The 16,111-nt window shown below is 53.8% G+C and carries 19 protein-coding genes and 1 tRNA gene; 4 read left to right on the forward strand and 16 right to left on the reverse strand.

What is annotated here, in order from left to right; translation table 11 throughout:
• Nucleotides 1–802: 802 nt before the first annotated feature.
• Together H7U06_RS10400 and H7U06_RS10405 are read left to right on the forward strand one after the other, a co-directional pair.
• Nucleotides 803–1,978, forward strand: a complete 1,176-nt coding sequence (locus H7U06_RS10400; RefSeq protein WP_175626116.1) for an acetyl-CoA C-acetyltransferase — start codon at nucleotides 803–805, stop codon at nucleotides 1,976–1,978.
• Nucleotides 1,979–2,057: 79 nt separating this feature from the next.
• A complete protein-coding gene (locus H7U06_RS10405; protein ID WP_175626117.1) occupies nucleotides 2,058–2,798 on the forward strand; it encodes a beta-ketoacyl-ACP reductase in 741 nt (246 codons plus the stop codon).
• A gap of 59 nt (nucleotides 2,799–2,857) precedes the next feature.
• Here the strand turns inward: H7U06_RS10405 and H7U06_RS10410 are convergent, their stop codons facing one another.
• The 13 genes from H7U06_RS10410 to H7U06_RS10470 form a co-directional block, all read right to left on the reverse strand.
• Nucleotides 2,858–3,496: a DsbA family protein gene (locus H7U06_RS10410; protein ID WP_175626118.1), complete on the reverse strand. Its 639-nt coding sequence runs from the start codon at nucleotides 3,494–3,496 to the stop codon at nucleotides 2,858–2,860.
• Between the two features lie 72 nt (nucleotides 3,497–3,568).
• A complete protein-coding gene (locus H7U06_RS10415; protein WP_175626119.1) occupies nucleotides 3,569–4,156 on the reverse strand; it encodes a PolC-type DNA polymerase III in 588 nt (195 codons plus the stop codon).
• 63 nt (nucleotides 4,157–4,219) lie between these two features.
• Nucleotides 4,220–4,441 carry an RNA-binding S4 domain-containing protein gene (locus tag H7U06_RS10420; protein WP_175626120.1) on the reverse strand — a complete coding sequence of 74 codons (222 nt, stop codon included), beginning with the start codon at nucleotides 4,439–4,441 and terminating at the stop codon, nucleotides 4,220–4,222.
• Between the two features lie 28 nt (nucleotides 4,442–4,469).
• Nucleotides 4,470–4,742 carry a hypothetical protein gene (locus H7U06_RS10425; RefSeq protein WP_175626121.1) on the reverse strand — a complete coding sequence of 91 codons (273 nt, stop codon included), beginning with the start codon at nucleotides 4,740–4,742 and terminating at the stop codon, nucleotides 4,470–4,472.
• 41 nt (nucleotides 4,743–4,783) lie between these two features.
• Nucleotides 4,784–5,170 carry an MAPEG family protein gene (locus tag H7U06_RS10430; protein WP_175626122.1) on the reverse strand — a complete coding sequence of 129 codons (387 nt, stop codon included), beginning with the start codon at nucleotides 5,168–5,170 and terminating at the stop codon, nucleotides 4,784–4,786.
• Nucleotides 5,171–5,267: 97 nt separating this feature from the next.
• The gene (gene sbcB / locus H7U06_RS10435; RefSeq protein WP_175626123.1) at nucleotides 5,268–6,701 is read right to left on the reverse strand and encodes an exodeoxyribonuclease I; all 1,434 of its coding nucleotides are present in this window, start codon (nucleotides 6,699–6,701) and stop codon (nucleotides 5,268–5,270) included.
• A gap of 51 nt (nucleotides 6,702–6,752) precedes the next feature.
• Entirely contained in the window at nucleotides 6,753–7,718 is a 966-nt protein-coding gene (locus H7U06_RS10440; protein WP_175626124.1) for a GGDEF domain-containing protein, read from the reverse strand.
• A 9-nt stretch (nucleotides 7,719–7,727) separates the two neighbouring features.
• On the reverse strand, nucleotides 7,728–8,603 hold the full coding sequence (locus H7U06_RS10445; protein WP_175626125.1) for an HDOD domain-containing protein: 876 nt from the start codon (nucleotides 8,601–8,603) through the stop codon (nucleotides 7,728–7,730).
• Nucleotides 8,600–8,920 (reverse strand): hypothetical protein, encoded by a 321-nt coding sequence (locus H7U06_RS10450; RefSeq protein ID WP_175626126.1) that lies wholly within the window; start codon nucleotides 8,918–8,920, stop codon nucleotides 8,600–8,602. The genes H7U06_RS10445 and H7U06_RS10450 overlap by 4 nt, the downstream gene beginning before the upstream one ends.
• Nucleotides 8,921–9,098: 178 nt before the next feature.
• On the reverse strand, nucleotides 9,099–10,238 hold the full coding sequence (locus H7U06_RS10455; RefSeq protein WP_254873217.1) for a GGDEF domain-containing protein: 1,140 nt from the start codon (nucleotides 10,236–10,238) through the stop codon (nucleotides 9,099–9,101).
• 199 nt (nucleotides 10,239–10,437) lie between these two features.
• On the reverse strand, nucleotides 10,438–10,830 hold the full coding sequence (locus H7U06_RS10460) for a DUF2237 family protein (protein WP_175626128.1): 393 nt from the start codon (nucleotides 10,828–10,830) through the stop codon (nucleotides 10,438–10,440).
• A gap of 71 nt (nucleotides 10,831–10,901) precedes the next feature.
• On the reverse strand, nucleotides 10,902–11,303 hold the full coding sequence (locus tag H7U06_RS10465; RefSeq protein WP_175626129.1) for a DUF2721 domain-containing protein: 402 nt from the start codon (nucleotides 11,301–11,303) through the stop codon (nucleotides 10,902–10,904).
• Nucleotides 11,304–11,493: 190 nt separating this feature from the next.
• Entirely contained in the window at nucleotides 11,494–12,138 is a 645-nt protein-coding gene (locus H7U06_RS10470) for a LysE family transporter (RefSeq protein WP_175626130.1), read from the reverse strand.
• A gap of 163 nt (nucleotides 12,139–12,301) precedes the next feature.
• Between H7U06_RS10470 and H7U06_RS10475 the strand changes: the two genes are divergently transcribed.
• A tRNA-Pro gene (locus H7U06_RS10475) sits at nucleotides 12,302–12,378 on the forward strand.
• 38 nt (nucleotides 12,379–12,416) lie between these two features.
• Here the strand turns inward: H7U06_RS10475 and bla are convergent.
• The 3 genes from bla to H7U06_RS10490 all read right to left on the reverse strand — a co-directional run bounded on the left by bla (nucleotide 12,417) and on the right by H7U06_RS10490 (nucleotide 15,056).
• On the reverse strand, nucleotides 12,417–13,316 hold the full coding sequence (gene bla / locus H7U06_RS10480) for a class A beta-lactamase (protein WP_175626131.1): 900 nt from the start codon (nucleotides 13,314–13,316) through the stop codon (nucleotides 12,417–12,419).
• 36 nt (nucleotides 13,317–13,352) lie between these two features.
• On the reverse strand, nucleotides 13,353–13,739 hold the full coding sequence (locus H7U06_RS10485) for a hypothetical protein (protein ID WP_175626132.1): 387 nt from the start codon (nucleotides 13,737–13,739) through the stop codon (nucleotides 13,353–13,355).
• A gap of 105 nt (nucleotides 13,740–13,844) precedes the next feature.
• Nucleotides 13,845–15,056 carry an MFS transporter gene (locus H7U06_RS10490; protein ID WP_175626133.1) on the reverse strand — a complete coding sequence of 404 codons (1,212 nt, stop codon included), beginning with the start codon at nucleotides 15,054–15,056 and terminating at the stop codon, nucleotides 13,845–13,847.
• Between the two features lie 95 nt (nucleotides 15,057–15,151).
• Between H7U06_RS10490 and H7U06_RS10495 the strand changes: the two genes are divergently transcribed.
• On the forward strand, nucleotides 15,152–16,111 hold the full coding sequence (locus H7U06_RS10495; RefSeq protein WP_175626134.1) for a LysR family transcriptional regulator: 960 nt from the start codon (nucleotides 15,152–15,154) through the stop codon (nucleotides 16,109–16,111).

The following is a 16,111-nucleotide window of genomic DNA, read 5'->3' on the forward strand; positions in this document are numbered from 1 at the left end:
AAACGACTTTGCGCCGATGATAGTGCTGCAACCAGTGTGAAAGTAGGTCATCGTCAGGCTTTTATTTAGAAAACCCTTCAGTAGAAATACTGGAGGGTTTTTGCTTTGCGCGGACGCTTTGTATAAACGAGCTTGCAACGCTGATCTGCACCAACAATATCCCCAACTCGCATCAATAAACGTGCGAATCCCCTCCAGGGATGAGCCTTAAACTGCAGCGCAAGCTCCTTTTGCATAGAGACATGCCGCGCTATATGTGTCGCGGATGCTTTCTTTTCTACTTACTTCCTGTCACTACAACTTGTCGATACTGATGACGCATCTTCATCGCGGATAATTTTGATTCGACGCATATCGTTGCGACCGACTTATCCTGGCCAACATCTCATTTATTACAGGCAGCATGAAATAAATCATGCTTGATGACATCCGTGACGGATCTCCTGATCAGACAGATCTTTGAATGCGCAAATGCCGTGAGCACGGCATGCAATTCATCTTCCAGTCATATTGCAACCTTCATTTTTATGAGCCAAATCCGAATAACAGCAAACGCAAAGCCATCACTCGTTCTGTTCAACTGACATATGACAAGCAGACTAGAGATAGCGCTGCGGCTGTTTAATGGTCGCGCTGTAAGTCACTCGCAAGATTTGATATCTAGTCATTGCGTTCCAAACAATTTTTAGATACGGTTGTAACGGACGCCTTAAATTGTATGAATTCTTCTTGCCGATGTGATGGCATGTCTTCTCAATCGATGGCTATCGTAGTTCCCTCGCAGTGCTAATGGAGAGTTGAAATGGATGATGTTGTCATTGTTTCTGCTGGACGTACTGGTGTTGGAAAATTCGGCGGCGCGCTGGCTAAAACTGCGGCTTCCGATCTCGGTGCTCACGTCATTAAAAATTTACTGACGCGTAGTGGTATCCAAGCTGACCAGATCAGCGAAGTGATATTGGGCCAGGTGCTGACCGCTGGTTGCGGCCAGAATCCTGCGCGTCAGGCCTTGATACGGAGCGGTATTCCGGACATGGTGCCGGCTTTCACGATTAATAAAGTATGCGGTAGCGGCCTGAAAGCTACGCATCTGGCGACGCAAGCCATCCGATGTGGTGACGCGCAAATCATTATTGCTGGCGGGCAGGAAAACATGAGCGCATCGCCGCACGTGCTGAATAATTCGCGCGATGGTTTCCGCATGGGTGATGCCAAGCTGATCGACACCATGATTCATGACGGCTTGTGGGATGTCTACAATCAGTATCACATGGGGACCACCGCAGAAAACATCGCGAAGAAATTCGGCATCTCACGCCAGGAGCAGGATGAGTTTGCACTGGAGTCACAGAACAAAGCAGAGGCCGCGCAAAAAGCGGGCAAGTTCAAAGATGAAATTATTCCTTTTGAGATCCTAAGCAAAAAAGGAAACATCGTTTTTGATAGCGACGAATACATCAAGCACGGCACCACACTCGAATCACTCTCCGCATTACGTCCGGCTTTTTCCAAAGACGGCACAGTGACTGCCGGTAATGCTTCCGGTATCAATGATGGCGCAGCTGCCGTGATCATGATGACGGCACAGAAAGCCAAAGAGCTAGGCCTTAAACCACTGGCGAAAATCAAAGCCTATTCATCCGCAGGCGTAGACCCGAGCATCATGGGCATGGGCCCGGTTCCGGCGACACAGCTGTGCCTGAAGAAAGCAGGCTGGAAGCATCAGGATGTGGATCTGATGGAAATCAACGAAGCCTTTGCGGCACAGGCGATTGCAGTGAATCGCGAAATGGGCTGGGACACCAAGAAGATTAATGTGAATGGCGGAGCGATTGCGATCGGCCATCCTATCGGCGCTTCGGGTTGCCGTATCTTGGTAACTTTGCTGCATGAAATGATACGACGTGATGCGCACAAAGGCCTGGCCAGTTTGTGCATAGGTGGCGGAATGGGAGTGGCGCTTGCGATTGAACGCTAAGGTAGACGCAAGGATACGCAGCGTGCATGCGCTCAATAAAACAGGCAGCCCTATTAACAAATAATAAGAGGAGATAGTTATGACACGCCTTGCATTGGTGACAGGTGGTATGGGTGGTTTGGGCGAAGCGATTTGCATCAAGCTGGCAGCACTTGGATATCAGGTAGTGACGACTTACTCGCCTGGCAATACCAAAGTGGATGAGTGGCTGAAGCTCATGAAAGAAAGCGGCTACGACTTCCACGCCTATCCATGTGATGTTTCCGATTACGAATCAGCGCAGAAATGCGTCGCCCAAATCGAAAAAGAAATGGGGCCGGTGGATGTGCTGGTCAATAATGCCGGTATCACACGCGACATGACTTTCAAACGTATGGACAAACCAAACTGGGATGCGGTGATTGGTACTAACCTGGATTCCGTGTTCAATATGACCAAGCCTGTATGTGACGGCATGGTGGAACGCGGCTGGGGACGTATTATCAATATCTCTTCGGTGAATGGACAGAAAGGTGCTTTCGGGCAAACCAATTACTCGGCAGCGAAAGCGGGCATGCATGGTTTTACTAAAGCGCTGGCGCTCGAAGTTGCGCGCAAGGCCGTTACTGTAAATACGATTTCGCCAGGCTATATCGGCACCAAGATGGTGACCGCGATTCCACAGGATGTGCTGGACACCAAAATCGTGCCGCAAATTCCTATGGGACGTCTCGGCAAGCCGGAAGAAGTGGCGGGGCTGGTCGCTTATCTGGCCTCGGATGAAGCCGCGTTTGTGACGGGCGCAAATATCGCTATTAACGGTGGTCAACACATGTCGTAAAAACAAAGCGCCGGGATCAACCCGGCGCTTTTATCTTGCTAGTCAATACGCTAAGCGCATCAAGCTGGCTGATCTATCAATTCCTGCAGACGCTCAACCAGTGTTTCTGTTTTGGTGTAGCCGGATGTCACCAGATACAACTCATTTGATTTTTCCAATACCAGTGTAGGGAAGCCGGACACGCCCCATAACTTGGTTTGCGTAAAGTCTGCTTCGGTCGCATTGCGCGCTTCTTCCGATGCCCAGGTGCGCAGGAACTCAGCCGCATCAATTTGGATGTCTGCCTTTTCAAATACTGCGGCAGCGATATCTGCCAATACCTCACCCTTGGTCGTATCCAGGTTTTCAGCATAGAAGCCATGCTGGATCGCGTGGAATACATCGAGTGCGGTATCCGGTGCCAGCATGCCCGCTGCAACGACGGCGCGGCAGGCAGGTTCGGTGTCATAGATAAAACCTTCATGCGACAAACCATCTTTGGCGAACGGCAGGCCGCTGACTTGTTCCACTTTTTTCCAGTGTTCAAGCAAGGTGGCTTTCAGCTTCTCATCCATCACTTCCTTGTTGTAGGCGCGCAAGCCGCCGACGATCAGCTCCAGCGGGGTATCCGGCAAGCCGCTCAACAGCGTATTGAGTTCAGGCCCGAAGCCGTAGCACCACGAGCACATAGGATCGGCGATATAGATGAGTTTGGCCATGAATCAGTTTCCTTGTTTTTGGGTCGATCAAGATAGCTGCAGATTTACCAGCCAGCAGCATAGCACTGGAGTTTAGCTTTCCGCTGTTGCCGGCAAGGATAATTTTGGTTGCTGGCGCAAGGTCTGTACGGTTTTGCTAAAGACTTCGTAGGGAACGACGGCATTCAGCTTGCGCCATAACTGCCACAGCAAATCTGCATCCGCCAGCGCGCGGTGACGTGCTTCAGGGATCAGCTCATGCCGTGCAATCAGGCTATCCAGATTGTGTTTCTTTTCGGCGGGAAACAAGGCACGTGACAGTTTGACCGTGCATAACATTTCCGAATTCAGTGCATGGCCGGAACGCGCGAAAGCATGGTGCAGGAAGCCGTAGTCGAAGCGCGCATTGTGCGCGATGAATAAACCATCCTGCAAACGCGCGCGCACTGTATCGGCGAGTGTTTCAAAAGCAGGTGCAGTCTCGACCATCTCATCGCTGATACCGGTCAAGCCCTGGATGAATTCGGGGATAGGGCGACCGGGATTCACAAAGGTCGACCAGCGCTCGATACAGCCGTCAGGATCGACCGCAACTATCCCGATTTCGGTAATGCGGTCATTGACCAGATTGGCACCTGTTGTTTCCAGGTCAACAAATATCAGTTTTTCGTGTGGGGTCATGGCAGCATTGTCCCATGCCTGCCGCCGCGCCGCTGGCTCACACGGTATAAAGATAGACTAGTCTCAGCTGCCAGCGTGTACCTTGATGCGGACGTCGCCCAGGGTCACTACCTGGCCTGCGCGTATTTTGCAGGTTTTGCGCAACTCGGTCTTGCCATCCACTTTTACCTTGCCGCTGGCGACCAGCATTTTGCCCGCGCCGCCGCTTTCGCACAGGCCATTCAGCTTCAACAGCTGGTTTAATTCGACGAATTCGTCGTTCAGTTCAAATTCAAATTGTTGCATCGTAGTCTGCTTGTAAAGGTGGTGGCTATCAGCCCAGGGTCTGGCGGGCGTTATCCAGCCACATATCCAGCGTCGTCAGCAAATCGATTTGACTGAAGGAGCAGCTTTCTTCTGTAAACAGACTGCCTGCTTCCAGGCGACCCAGCAAGTCTTCCATGACGGTGCTATATGGACCAGGCAGGTCGGCCAGCAGTGCGGTTTGTGCACGCCAGGTCTGGCAAAATTCAGCTACGCTGATGCGGCTTTGCCGGAGCGATTCAACAGAGTCTTGCAGTAGCTGCAGTGTTTGGGTGTGCGACATAAAAGTAAAAAATTAAAATCAAAAAAGAGCGTGATCAAAAATCAGCCGCCATCGAAAGCCGGCAATAAAAACAATCCGACCACAGCCAGATAACCAATCAGCCATGTGATCGAGCGCAAGGTAGCACGATCGGTCAGATAGAGCAGCGTGTACACGAGGCGCGCCGCAATAAATGCGACAGCCAGCATATTAATCGAATCCTGGTCTGCATTGAGTTGTTGCGCAACCAAAACACCTGCGGCAAAGAAAGGAAAGGCTTCAAAGTGGTTGCGATGTGCACTGTCGGCACGGCGGCGCAGTCCTTCCTGCTTTTCCAGCCAGCGGCGCGGTTCTGAATTATCGAAATCGCGCTTGCCCCATTTGGCTATGGCTACCGTCGCAACGGGCAAGATGCCAGCAATCAAAATACACCAGTAAGAAAGATTCATGCCTGTCTCCGCTGAATAGTTAATTACGCCGGGTGACCAGCGCACAGATTAGCACGCTGCGGGGCCAGGACAGCGGATTTGGTGTCAGACGGGGCGTTTAGCTACGGCTGGGAGCGATGGCTTCGGCGTAGTCGTAGAGCGCACCGAGGATTTCTTCCCCGCGTTCGTCGACGTCCTCGGATAGCTGGTCGATTTCGGCAAACAGGGTTTCTATAGTGCGTGCGCCTGCTTCGCCGTCAAACAGACGTGCCACGCGATGTTCTTCCCAGCGTTGCTGTTCTTCTTCGCTCAGCGTATGCGGGAAGTTACGTGCGCGGTAACGCCAGACGATTTCTTCCAGGCGCGGATCGGCAAAGGCTGGTCGCGCCTGCGCCAATGCTTCCGGTGACAGGGCACGCAACTCCTGCAGCGTGCGGCGGTCATTATTACCGACAAAGCCGCCGTACAGGTCTTCGTCTACATCAGCCGCTGCTTCTTGCGGACGGTAAAACACTTCCTGCCAGATCGCGCTCATATCCGGTGCCGCAGCCGCGACTTCTGCATGTTGCAAGGCCGTCGGTATATCGATGCCCCATTGCTCTGTCATCGTTGGCGACAAGGTCTTCAGGTTATTGATGACGATGGGTGATTTATTCAAATGTATGGTTTTGATCGGCAGACGCCCCACGCCTTCCGGCAATGCATCCGCCTTGCTGAACATGCGCATGCGTATGGTTTCGGCATCCAGACTGGCCAGCTCGGATGGATCTGCTGCCAGGTCCCAGACGATGACTTCATTCTTGTTGGTCGGATGGACTGCCAGCGGCCAGACCACCGCGATACAGCCGCGCTCGGCCGGAATCATGCCGGTAATGTGCAGGAAGGGGCGGCGCAGCGGCAGGCCGATCTCGGCGGCGACCTTGTCCTTCTTGTGCAAGCCCAGGCAGAAATCAAACAGTTTGGGTTGGCGATCACGGATCAGGCGTGCCAGCGCTATCGTGGCACGTACGTCGGATAAAGCATCGTGCGCTGCTTCATGCGCGATGCCATTTTCAGCCGTTAATTGTTCGAGACGGAAGCTGGGGCGACCATCCGGATGCTTGGGCCAGTTAATACCTTCCGGACGCAATGCGTAGGCGGTACGCACGACATCGAGGATGTCCCAGCGACCACAGCTGTTTTGCCATTCGCGTGCATAAGGATCGATCAGGTTGCGCCAAAACATAAAGCGCGTGACTTCGTCGTCGAAACGTATGGTGTTGTAGCCGACGCCTATGGTGCCGGTTTGCGATAGTGCTTTTTCTATCTCTGCTGCGAACTGGTGCTCGGGTACGCCGCGCTCCAGGCAGACTTGCGGTGTGATACCGGTAATCAGGCAGGATTGCGGATCCGGCAAAAAGTCATTCGCCGGTTTGCAGTACAGCATGATGGGTACACCGATTTCATTGAGTTCGGCATCGGTACGGATCGCGGCAAATTGTGCCGGACGATCGCGTCGCGGTTGTACACCAAAGGTTTCGTAATCGTGCCAAAGAAAGGTGTGCGTAGACATCGTGAAATATAAGAATGACGATTAGTTAGTTCGAAGTTTGCGTACGCAGGCTTAAATCGCGACCTGATTGCGTCCGGCTTCCTTGGCGCGATACAGTGCAGCATCGGCCGCAGCCAGCAAGCCATCGGCATCCTGTTGCGGTGCCAGCACCGCGACGCCGAATGAAGCCGTGATGTGTGGCAAAGGCATATGCATGTCGGCAAATACGACGGCCAGACGCATGCGTTCACATAGGCGCTGCGCCACCATGGTACCAGCTGCAATATTGCTGTCCGGCAGGATGACGATTAATTCCTCACCGCCGTAGCGTACGGCAAAATCGCTGGGACGCAAAGCGGCGCTCAGGACGCCGGCTGCAGTACGCAGCGCGGTATCACCGACCAGATGGCCGTATTCGTCATTGAAGCGTTTGAAATGATCGAGATCGATCATGATCAGTGACAGCGGATGCTTGGCAGCATGTGCTTCTTCTATCAGGTGGGGTAGTTTGTCGTTGAGCCAGGCGCGATTGTGCAGCCCGGTCAGGCCGTCAACCATCGATAGCTGGCGATAGAATTCACCGACTTTTTCGCGGCGGCGCAGCTGGGCATTGGCAGCACGCAGGCGGAACGACAACTGGCGCAAGAGATTACGTGCAACGCCGTTGGCTTCATCTATCAACTGCCATAAAGTAGCTGATTCGATGACGAGTAGTTCGGTTTCCTGCAAGGCGATTAGCGTACTGGAATGCGCAATGTCATCCAATACCGAGAGTTCTCCTACGCTTTCGCCAGGCAGCACTTTTTCGGTGCGTATGCCTTGTGTCTCATCGATCAGCGTATTGCCGAGTGCGCCACGCAGCACGGCGTAGACACATGCTTCATTGCTGCGCAGAGGGGAAATGGTTTCGTCTTTCTGCAGACGGACGATCGCGCATGGTGCGAGCAGAGTTGCGACGACTGGATCGGTAACGCCATCAAAGAGGTGAATGCTGCCTATGGCGTAAGCGGATGCACCAAAAGTCGTAATCTGCTCCAAAATATCCTTCTATTTTTCTGTCAACAATACGCGGCTTACTTCATCGAACAGCAATTCTGTTTCGTGGAAGACCTGCAGATAAACTTCTTCACTTAAATCCAGTCCGACCCAGGCAACGTGCGAGACCGGTGGCACCAGGTCGTTTTCCAGATGCGATAAATCAAGTGCATGTGCGATCGCATCAGCAATATGCACGATGGATGCCAGCGAGCGTACTTTCTGTTGCTCCGGATTGTGATGTCCGGCGATCGCATGACGTATCGTATCGGAAAAATTCCAGTGTGCGGCCAGTGCTTCGCCCGCCATCACATGGTCGACGCCCAGTACTTCCTGTTCCGCTTCCAGCCAATGGCAATCGTGTTCTTCGCGATAAGCGATGACCGCTTCATATTCGTTGCGGAAATAAGTGACCAATACCAGGCGACCGATATCGTGCAGCAAACCAGCGGTGAACGCGTAATCCTGATTCACATGCAAATGACGCGCCAGTACGCGCGAGCACACAGCCGTCGCTACCGAATGACGCCACAGTGCAAAGAAGTCGAAGCCTGCGCAATTATTGGGCGGGAAGTAACCAGTCAGGGCGGTTGCAGTGACGACGTGGCGCACCGCGTTGATGCCGATCAGCGTGATTGCTTGCTGTATGGTCGTGACCTTGGATTGCAAACCGTAGAACGACGAGTTGGCAAACTGCAGCGTCTTCGCCGACAGCGCCTGATCCATTGCTACCTTGCGTGTGATGACATTGATGTCGGTTTCATCGGGACCGATGTTTTTCATCAAATCCTGCACGATGGCAGGCAAGGCAGGCAAATCACGAATTTGATTAATGACCTGGTTGAAGTGCAGCTTCTCTATGCGGGCGTCACGCATGGCGTTCGTCATGGCTGTTCTCCCAGACGAAACTTGCGGACATAGTTTTGCAGCAAACCGTTTGCATCTTCACCGTCCGAATTGCGGAACAGGCGCGTCAGGCGCGACTGCAGGTAAGCGCGTTGTGCCGCCGCTTCTTCCTCGCTCAATTCACCCATGAAAATACGCAAGGACGAAATATCGTGGCGGCGCAGCGATTCCAGCATTTGCTCACTCAACTCCGCACCCTTGGGCAACAGGATTTGCCCCTGCGCATCCAGCAGATTATCGGCCAGCACCATGCCTGGTGTGACGTCGTCCAATGCCAACTGTTGATGAATAACACCCACTATGTCTGCCTCTTTTGTTTGGTTTCTGCTGATTAGCTTACCATCGGCCGCAAGATGTATCCACGAGGAAATAAATGTGATGTTTTATAGGCAAAATTGGCGCAGATAAGCGTGCAGTCAAACCACATCGTTTGCATGTCCTACAGGGTGGGCTTGTGATGGAAGAAAGGCAAGGAATTTATGCCGCGTAGCGATTACGCCCCAGGCCCTTGGCTTCATACAGGGCAGCATCCGCCCGTCGTACCAGTTGATCCCAGGTACACACTTCAGTCTTGGGCAAGGTGGTCAGACCAGCGCTGATCGTGACCGGGTGCGTTCCGAGGAAGCGATACTTGCGTACTGCATCAACCAGGCGTTGTCCGACCAGGGCAGCATCATCGCGATTCACGCCGGGCAGGATGATGAGGAATTCCTCGCCGCCATAACGACCGACCAGATCGATGGTGCGGCAGGTTTGCTGCAGGATGGCAGCCACATCCTGGATCACGGTATCGCCTGCGGCATGGCCGAATTTGTCATTAAAGTACTTGAACATATCGATATCGATAAAGGCGATCGTCAGCTCATGCCCGAGGCGCGAGGCTGAAGCGAGGCTGTATTCACCTGCCGACACGATGGCGCGGCGGTTCAGTAATTTGCTGAGTTCATCATGGGTCGCGAGATGGCGGTTCTCCTCGACGGTACGCTCAAAGTAGAGCAGCAGGAGACCGATGGAAAACAGCACCGTGCCTACCGTCGGAATCATATAGGCGACCGCAATCTCGAAGCCCGAGCGTTCCATCGGCAGCGTGCCCATGATCTGCAGCGAGGCAATCGTGATACGCAGCACATTCCCTATCATCAGCAACACGATGGCACCGAGTACCAGTGCCTGCACAAAAGTCTTCGGTGGCCCTTGTTGGCCGCTCCAGACTGCATGCAGGCTCAGGCCGAGCAGGGTCAGGACGGTCACCGAAATCAAGATGGAGCGTTGCTGGAAGTTGGCACCCAGCATGAAGAGCATCGCCAGTATGCAAACAAAAGCGATGCAGATAATCCAGCCCCACTTTTGCAGTGGTTTTTTGTAAAAGGCGCGTATCCCATGCCACTGGAAAATCAGCCCGATTACTACCGCGCCGGTGCCGTTGAGGATGAAGGCGGGGCGGTGCAGGCGATTATTGACGATGGCTATGAGTATGCCGAAAGCGATCCAGGCACCGGACAAAGCCCAGTACTTGGTGCATTTTTCTGAGGGAGTGGTATAAAAAACCCCGGCCATCACCAGTGCAATACAGAATTGCACAAGGATTAACGCGATGCCAGCAGTTAACGAATCCATACTTTTGCGTGACGATCCGCGAAGATAAGTCGTGTCTTGAATAAGATTGCAGCTTGGTAAGGATTTTAACGGATTCTCTATGGAAACAATGAGAACTATTGTCAAATACGATAACAATCGTCACTTTAGTTGCCTTATTGGCAAAGTAACGTCGTATCCATGCCGCAAGCTGTCGGGCGGCGCGCCTTAGGAGCCGGATTTAATCGTCTTCGCGCAGTGTAAACGCGTGTTGGCGCAAATCATCGAGGCTGACCATTTCCAGTACTTTTTGATTGGTGCTCTCCAATACCACTTTCGGGGCAACGCCCGCGCGCCACGCTTCTACCCAACGACTTGCGCATAAACACCATTGATCGCCGGGTTTGAGTCCGGGGAAATTCCATTCCGGACGCGGGGTGGATAAATCATTGCCGCATGCCTTGCTGAATACCAGGAAGGTGGCGCTCATGACGGTGCAAATAATGTGCGTGCCGACATCGTCTTCATTGGTCTTGCAGCAGCCGTCACGGAAGTAACCGGTGAGTGGCTTGAACGAGCAGGGAACCAGGGGTTCGCCAAAGACATTTTTAGCGATAGGCAGGGTAGGCGGCATGTAAGTCGGGACGGATATGAGTGACAGGAAGTACGGCGCAAACTTTACCACGTGCGCCGTCGGGTTTGCCCTTAATCCTGGTCTTTCAGGTTTTGCACCATATCTTCCATCTCGATCTCGATCGCCTTGGTGCTGATCACGATTTCATAGAGCGATACCAGCAGCGACAGCACCAGCATGAAAATGCTGAAGCCGAAGATCACTTGCGCGATAAAAATAAGTTTGATGAAAACCAGGAACATCGACAGTGCACACAGGATAAATGAGCCGACGCCCATTTCCTGCATGCGACGGATCAGCATCACGCGTACCCGCAGGTTGGCGATCTGGCGCAGCACGACATCGTGCGCGCGCTCCTGATACTTGACGTGGAGCTGGCGGATCAGTTGCGCGATGACCAGGAAGCGATTGGTATAGGCCAATAGCAGCAGTGAAATGGCGGGGAACAGCAGGGCGGGCGTAGTCAGGTCCATGTATTTTTCCAACGGTAATGGAGTAGGGGAAGTCAGTCGTGCCGTTGTTCGGCACTACCAACCGTAACGCAAGAACTGCGCCCGACTTGGTAAGGGCAGGCGCTGAAGTATGAGTTATCGTTGCTTGTACTGTAGCCGTTTGCGCGGCGACATCAAGACGACATTGTAATGAAGAAGCCTGACGTGATCATTACGTGACAGGTCCGCGTTTGACGAAAAACAGGCCGGTGCCGATCGCGATGAAGAGTCCGCCAAAGAAGCGGTTTTGCTTCTTCACCGCATGGGTGTTGCGGAAAAAACGCTGCATCGACGAAGCGGCCAATGCATAGCCATGCATCACGATGATATCGATCACGCAAATGGTGAGGCCGAGGATCAGCAGTTGCGGCAGCAGCGGCGCATCCTTGACGATAAATTGCGGCAGTACCGCCACCATAAAAATCACGCCTTTCGGATTGGTGACGTTCGTCAGCAAACCATGCAAAAAGCGTTTTTGAAAACTCGGCACCATGTTGTGCGCCGCCTGTGTCTGCATCTCTGGTGCAAGTACCACCTTGGCGCGCCACTGGCTAATGCCGAGATAGATCAGGTAAAACGCGCCTATCGTCTTGACGATATTGAAAGCCATCTCCGAAGCCAGCAACAGCGAGCCGACACCCGCACCGGCGACTGTCAGCAGGAAAATCAAACCGAGTTGCAAACCGAGTATGGACGCGGTGGTTTTGCGTACTCCATATGCCAGTCCATGCGACATCGACAAAATAGCGCCGGAGCCGGGTGTGATAGCGATCAGGATGGCGGCGATCAGGAAAGTAAGCCAGAGGGAGAGCGTCATGATGGATGCGGGTTTGCGGTCAAGCCCATATGATAATGCTTGTGCGAGGAGCTTGCTTTTTGCCCCCGTTTTTTACGGTCATTAGGCAAAAGTCCTCAGCCCATATCGCCAAATTTCAGCAAATTGGCTAAACTAAAATTACTGTCAAAGTTCCAGTTCATGTCGGGGTGTAGCTCAGCCTGGTAGAGTACTGCGTTCGGGACGCAGGAGCCGGAGGTTCGAATCCTCTCACCCCGACCAGATGATGTCTGGTCTGTCCGCTCCTTCTTCTTATTCCCCTAGCTTAAAGCCGCAACCACGATGCGCGTGGCAGATGCAATGACGTCTTCACGCGGTGCTGCGTCCTTGCCGTTTTGCGTAAAGTAAATAGCAGTCACCAACGCACCGCCACCGGGTGGCAAGAGTATGCCGATATCGTTGGTTGTGCCGTAGGAACCGGTGCCGGTTTTATCGGCAACTTGCCAGCCTCTGGGTACACCGGCCAGCATGCGTTTGCCGCCGGTCGTATTGCCTTTCAGCCAGCTCATTAATTGTTCGCGTTGTGCTTGTGGTAAGGCACTACCTAAGGCCAGCTTCTCCAGGCTACTTTCCATCGCTGCTGGTGTGGACGTATCGCGTTCATCACCAGGTACTGCCGTATTCAATTCCGGCTCCCAGCGGTCCAGGCGGAATACGTTGTCGCCTATCGATCGCATGTAAGCGGTGATGGCAGCGGGACCGCCCAGTTCCTTCATCAGGAAATTCGCCGCTGCGTTGTCGCTGTACTGTAAGGTCGCTGCGCATAACTCGCTTACTGTCATGCCGTCTGCCAGATGTTTTTGCGTGACGGGCGCGTAGCCTGATTTATCCGTGTCCTCTTTCTTGTAGTGGATACGCTTTTGCAGCAACGATGCGTCGCTCGTACTTCTTTGCAGGATAGCCGCCGCAACCATGACCTTGAAGGTGCTGCAGAAAGGGAAGCGTTCTTCAGCACGATACTCAACGCGATTATCGGTCGCCATATTGATAGCCGAGACACCCAGCCGGCCACCGGAGCGTGCTTCTATTTTCTTCAATTCTTCCTGTGCAGTCTGGCGCGAGATTTTTTGATTGCTTGCATGGATGGGCAAGTGCAGGCCTGTAAGCGGTGTGGCAATCGCGGCCAGTAAAAGTGAGCGTCGGCGGGAGGAGGTAAGCATGATCGTGAGCCAGTCAGTTTTTATACGCGATGGTTTTTATGCGGTACGTACAAACAAAGTCGTCAGCGGTGTATCGCCCAGCACACGGCTGCTATGGCCGTGTACCTTGTCATCGAATTCCACACCCGCAGGCACCAGGTCATTCGAAAAGAAATGATCGCCAGCCTTGAACACGCGCTTGCTGCCATCGCGCAAACCGATTTCCATTTCACCACTGAGTACCACCAGCCATTGCGCTGTCGTCGTGCAATGAAAATCGCTGCTCACGCCGGGCGGACTGTGTCGTACCTGGAAGCCGCCGGAAGGAATCAGATCGGATAGCAGTGCTTTAGGTGAGCCGCCTGGCAGTGCAATATCTGCTTCGCGGAATTTGGCGTAGCCGTCAGTGTCGGTATAGAGAACGATATTCTTGAATGTAGTCATGGTCATGTTTCAGTTAGGCATATGCAAAAATGTCCGCTACCCGTTCAAACGCGATAGCGGACATGGATGCGACATCCTAACTGATCTGATGCCGGACTTCAGGTTTTAGCGTTTATTGCTACCCAGCATGCGCACTGCCAATGCTGCCAGTGAAGATACAGTCGCCAGCACCACTACACCGGCCCAGCCAAACTGCGACAACAACAAACTACCGAGTGCCGCACCGCTGGACATACCGATGAACATGCCGGTGAACAGCAATGCATTCAAACGGCTGCGTGCGCCGGGTTCTATGCTGTAGACGATGGTCTGATGTGCAACCAGTGTCGCTTGCACACCCAGATCAAAACCGATCGTTGCAATCACCAGCAAAGCCAGTTGCATATGGGTAGGCAAGCTGGGAGCGAGCAACATCACCGCAAACGAGATGGCCCCCAACGCTGCACCCAGACGTGTCACCAACTCAGGGCCGCGTTTGTCTGCCAGCTTGCCAGCCAGTGGAGCGGCCAATGCGCCAGCCGCACCAGCCAGGCCAAAGGAGCCAGCTGCGGCGCTACCCAGATGGAAAGGAGCGCCGTGCAACATCACCGCCAATGTCGACCAGAATGCGCTGAAGCCGAGAGCCAGCAAGCCTTGTGCCAAAGCTGCCTGACGCAGCGCAGGGTGACGACGCCACAGCTGCACCATGGAACCCAGCAATTCACCGTAAGCCAATTGCGTGGTGGGCTGGAAGCGTGGCAAGCCGCGCCATGTGGCAACCGCAATCATCGCAACGCCTACCGATGCTGCGATATAGACCGAGCGCCAGCCGAATTCTTCTGCACCAAAGCCGCTGATAACGCGTGACAACAAGATGCCGAGCAACAAGCCCGTCATCACCGTGCCGACTATCTTGCCGCGATGCGATTCAGGTGCGAGTGTGGCGGCTGCGGGAACGATGTCCTGTGCCATCGTCGCTGTCAGGCCGATCACCAGGCTGCTGGCCAGCAACCACATGATGCCGGGAGCGAGTCCGCTGGAGAGTAGAGCCAGTGCCAGCAAGCCTGCCTTGATCAGGATGATGGTGCGCCTGTCATAGCGATCACCCAGCGGTGCCAGCAGCAAAATGCCGAGCGCATAACCGAGCTGGGTCAGTGTAGGTACCAGGCCTATCATGCGGTCGCTGGCGTGTATGTCGGCGCCGAGTACGCCCAGCATAGGCTGGCTGTAGTAAAGCGAAGCGACGCTCAGACCGGCGCCGGTAGCCAGCAGCAGGATCAGCGGTGCGGGCAGGGCGGCTTTCTCGACCTGTGTATGGGTGGATTGAGTGAGTAACATCAGAATTCCTTGTTATTAGCGACAGGACGGATTTTCCTCCATGCGTTTAAGGTGTGGTAGTGGCCTAAAACGTAGATTTGTTATACGCTTAACGTATGAAAGAATCCGGAAATCCAGGCGTAGACCGCATCGAGCTGATGCAAACCTTTGTCCGCATCGTTGAGGCGGGTAGTCTGTCGGCCGCTGCCGAGCAACTCAAAACCAGCCAGCCCACGGTCAGCCGTCGCTTGCAAGCGCTGGAGCGCAGCCTGAGTTTGCGGCTGTTACAACGTTCGACACATGTGATGAAGCTGACCGAAGACGGTGAGCGTTGCTACGCACATGCGAAGGACTTGCTTGATAACTGGAAAGTAATGGAAGCCGACTTGCGCGGTACGCAGGATGAGCCGGAAGGTACTTTGCGCGTGCTGGTGCCGCATGCTTTCGGGCAGGAGCACTTGATCAAGCCGCTGGCTGAGTACCTTGAACGTTATCCGCGCGTGGCAGTGGAGTGGATGCTGCATGACAGGCATCCTGACTTCATTGCCGAAGGCATCGACTGTGCGATTCAGGTGGGTGTGGTCGACAATCCTTCGGTGGTGGCGATCAAGCTGTTTGACGTGCCGCGCATCGTGGTGGCCTCGCCGCAGCTGGTGTCTGGGAAATCGTCGTCATTGACGGTTGACGACTTGCACAATTTCCCGTGGCTGGCTTTCCGTACCTTCTATCGCGAAGAGGTCGTGCTGACACGGCAATCCGATGGCGCAGAGCACACATTCTCGATCAAACCGCGCATGAGTACCGACAGCTTGTATGCCTTGCGTACTGCAGTTGCGTCGGGTTTGGGGGTGGGGATTATTTCAGGCTGGCTGGTGGCGGATGACATTGCGCAAGGACGCTTGCTACATCTGGTCCCTGACTGGCGTGCGCCGCCTTTGCCGGTGTATCTGGTGTATCCGCATGCGCGTTACTATCCGGCGCGTTTGCGTCTCTTCCTCGACACCATACGCGCGATCCAACCGCTGGGGCAGGTATTGGGTGTGCCCAAGAATGGAAAAGATAAATCCAAAAAGTAG

The sequence above is a fragment of the Herminiimonas sp. Marseille-P9896 genome (assembly GCF_903993245.1).
In the GTDB taxonomy this organism is placed as follows: domain Bacteria; phylum Pseudomonadota; class Gammaproteobacteria; order Burkholderiales; family Burkholderiaceae_D; genus Oxalicibacterium; species Oxalicibacterium contaminans.

Bases quoted from the DNA above. Each gene is read 5' to 3' on its own strand.
- H7U06_RS10400 (WP_175626116.1), top strand. From the start codon at position 803: ATGGATGATGTTGTCATTGTTTCTGCTGGACGTACTGGTGTTGGAAAA.
- H7U06_RS10405 (WP_175626117.1), top strand. From the start codon at position 2,058: ATGACACGCCTTGCATTGGTGACAGGTGGTATGGGTGGTTTGGGCGAA.
- H7U06_RS10410 (WP_175626118.1), bottom strand. From the start codon at position 3,496: ATGGCCAAACTCATCTATATCGCCGATCCTATGTGCTCGTGGTGCTAC.
- H7U06_RS10415 (WP_175626119.1), bottom strand. From the start codon at position 4,156: ATGACCCCACACGAAAAACTGATATTTGTTGACCTGGAAACAACAGGT.
- H7U06_RS10420 (WP_175626120.1), bottom strand. From the start codon at position 4,441: ATGCAACAATTTGAATTTGAACTGAACGACGAATTCGTCGAATTAAAC.
- H7U06_RS10425 (WP_175626121.1), bottom strand. From the start codon at position 4,742: ATGTCGCACACCCAAACACTGCAGCTACTGCAAGACTCTGTTGAATCG.
- H7U06_RS10430 (WP_175626122.1), bottom strand. From the start codon at position 5,170: ATGAATCTTTCTTACTGGTGTATTTTGATTGCTGGCATCTTGCCCGTT.
- sbcB (WP_175626123.1), bottom strand. From the start codon at position 6,701: ATGTCTACGCACACCTTTCTTTGGCACGATTACGAAACCTTTGGTGTA.
- H7U06_RS10445 (WP_175626125.1), bottom strand. From the start codon at position 8,603: ATGACGAACGCCATGCGTGACGCCCGCATAGAGAAGCTGCACTTCAAC.
- H7U06_RS10455 (WP_254873217.1), bottom strand. From the start codon at position 10,238: ATGGATTCGTTAACTGCTGGCATCGCGTTAATCCTTGTGCAATTCTGT.
- H7U06_RS10460 (WP_175626128.1), bottom strand. From the start codon at position 10,830: ATGCCGCCTACCCTGCCTATCGCTAAAAATGTCTTTGGCGAACCCCTG.
- H7U06_RS10465 (WP_175626129.1), bottom strand. From the start codon at position 11,303: ATGGACCTGACTACGCCCGCCCTGCTGTTCCCCGCCATTTCACTGCTG.
- H7U06_RS10470 (WP_175626130.1), bottom strand. From the start codon at position 12,138: ATGACGCTCTCCCTCTGGCTTACTTTCCTGATCGCCGCCATCCTGATC.
- bla (WP_175626131.1), bottom strand. From the start codon at position 13,316: ATGCTTACCTCCTCCCGCCGACGCTCACTTTTACTGGCCGCGATTGCC.
- H7U06_RS10485 (WP_175626132.1), bottom strand. From the start codon at position 13,739: ATGACTACATTCAAGAATATCGTTCTCTATACCGACACTGACGGCTAC.
- H7U06_RS10490 (WP_175626133.1), bottom strand. From the start codon at position 15,056: ATGTTACTCACTCAATCCACCCATACACAGGTCGAGAAAGCCGCCCTG.
- H7U06_RS10495 (WP_175626134.1), top strand. From the start codon at position 15,152: ATGAAAGAATCCGGAAATCCAGGCGTAGACCGCATCGAGCTGATGCAA.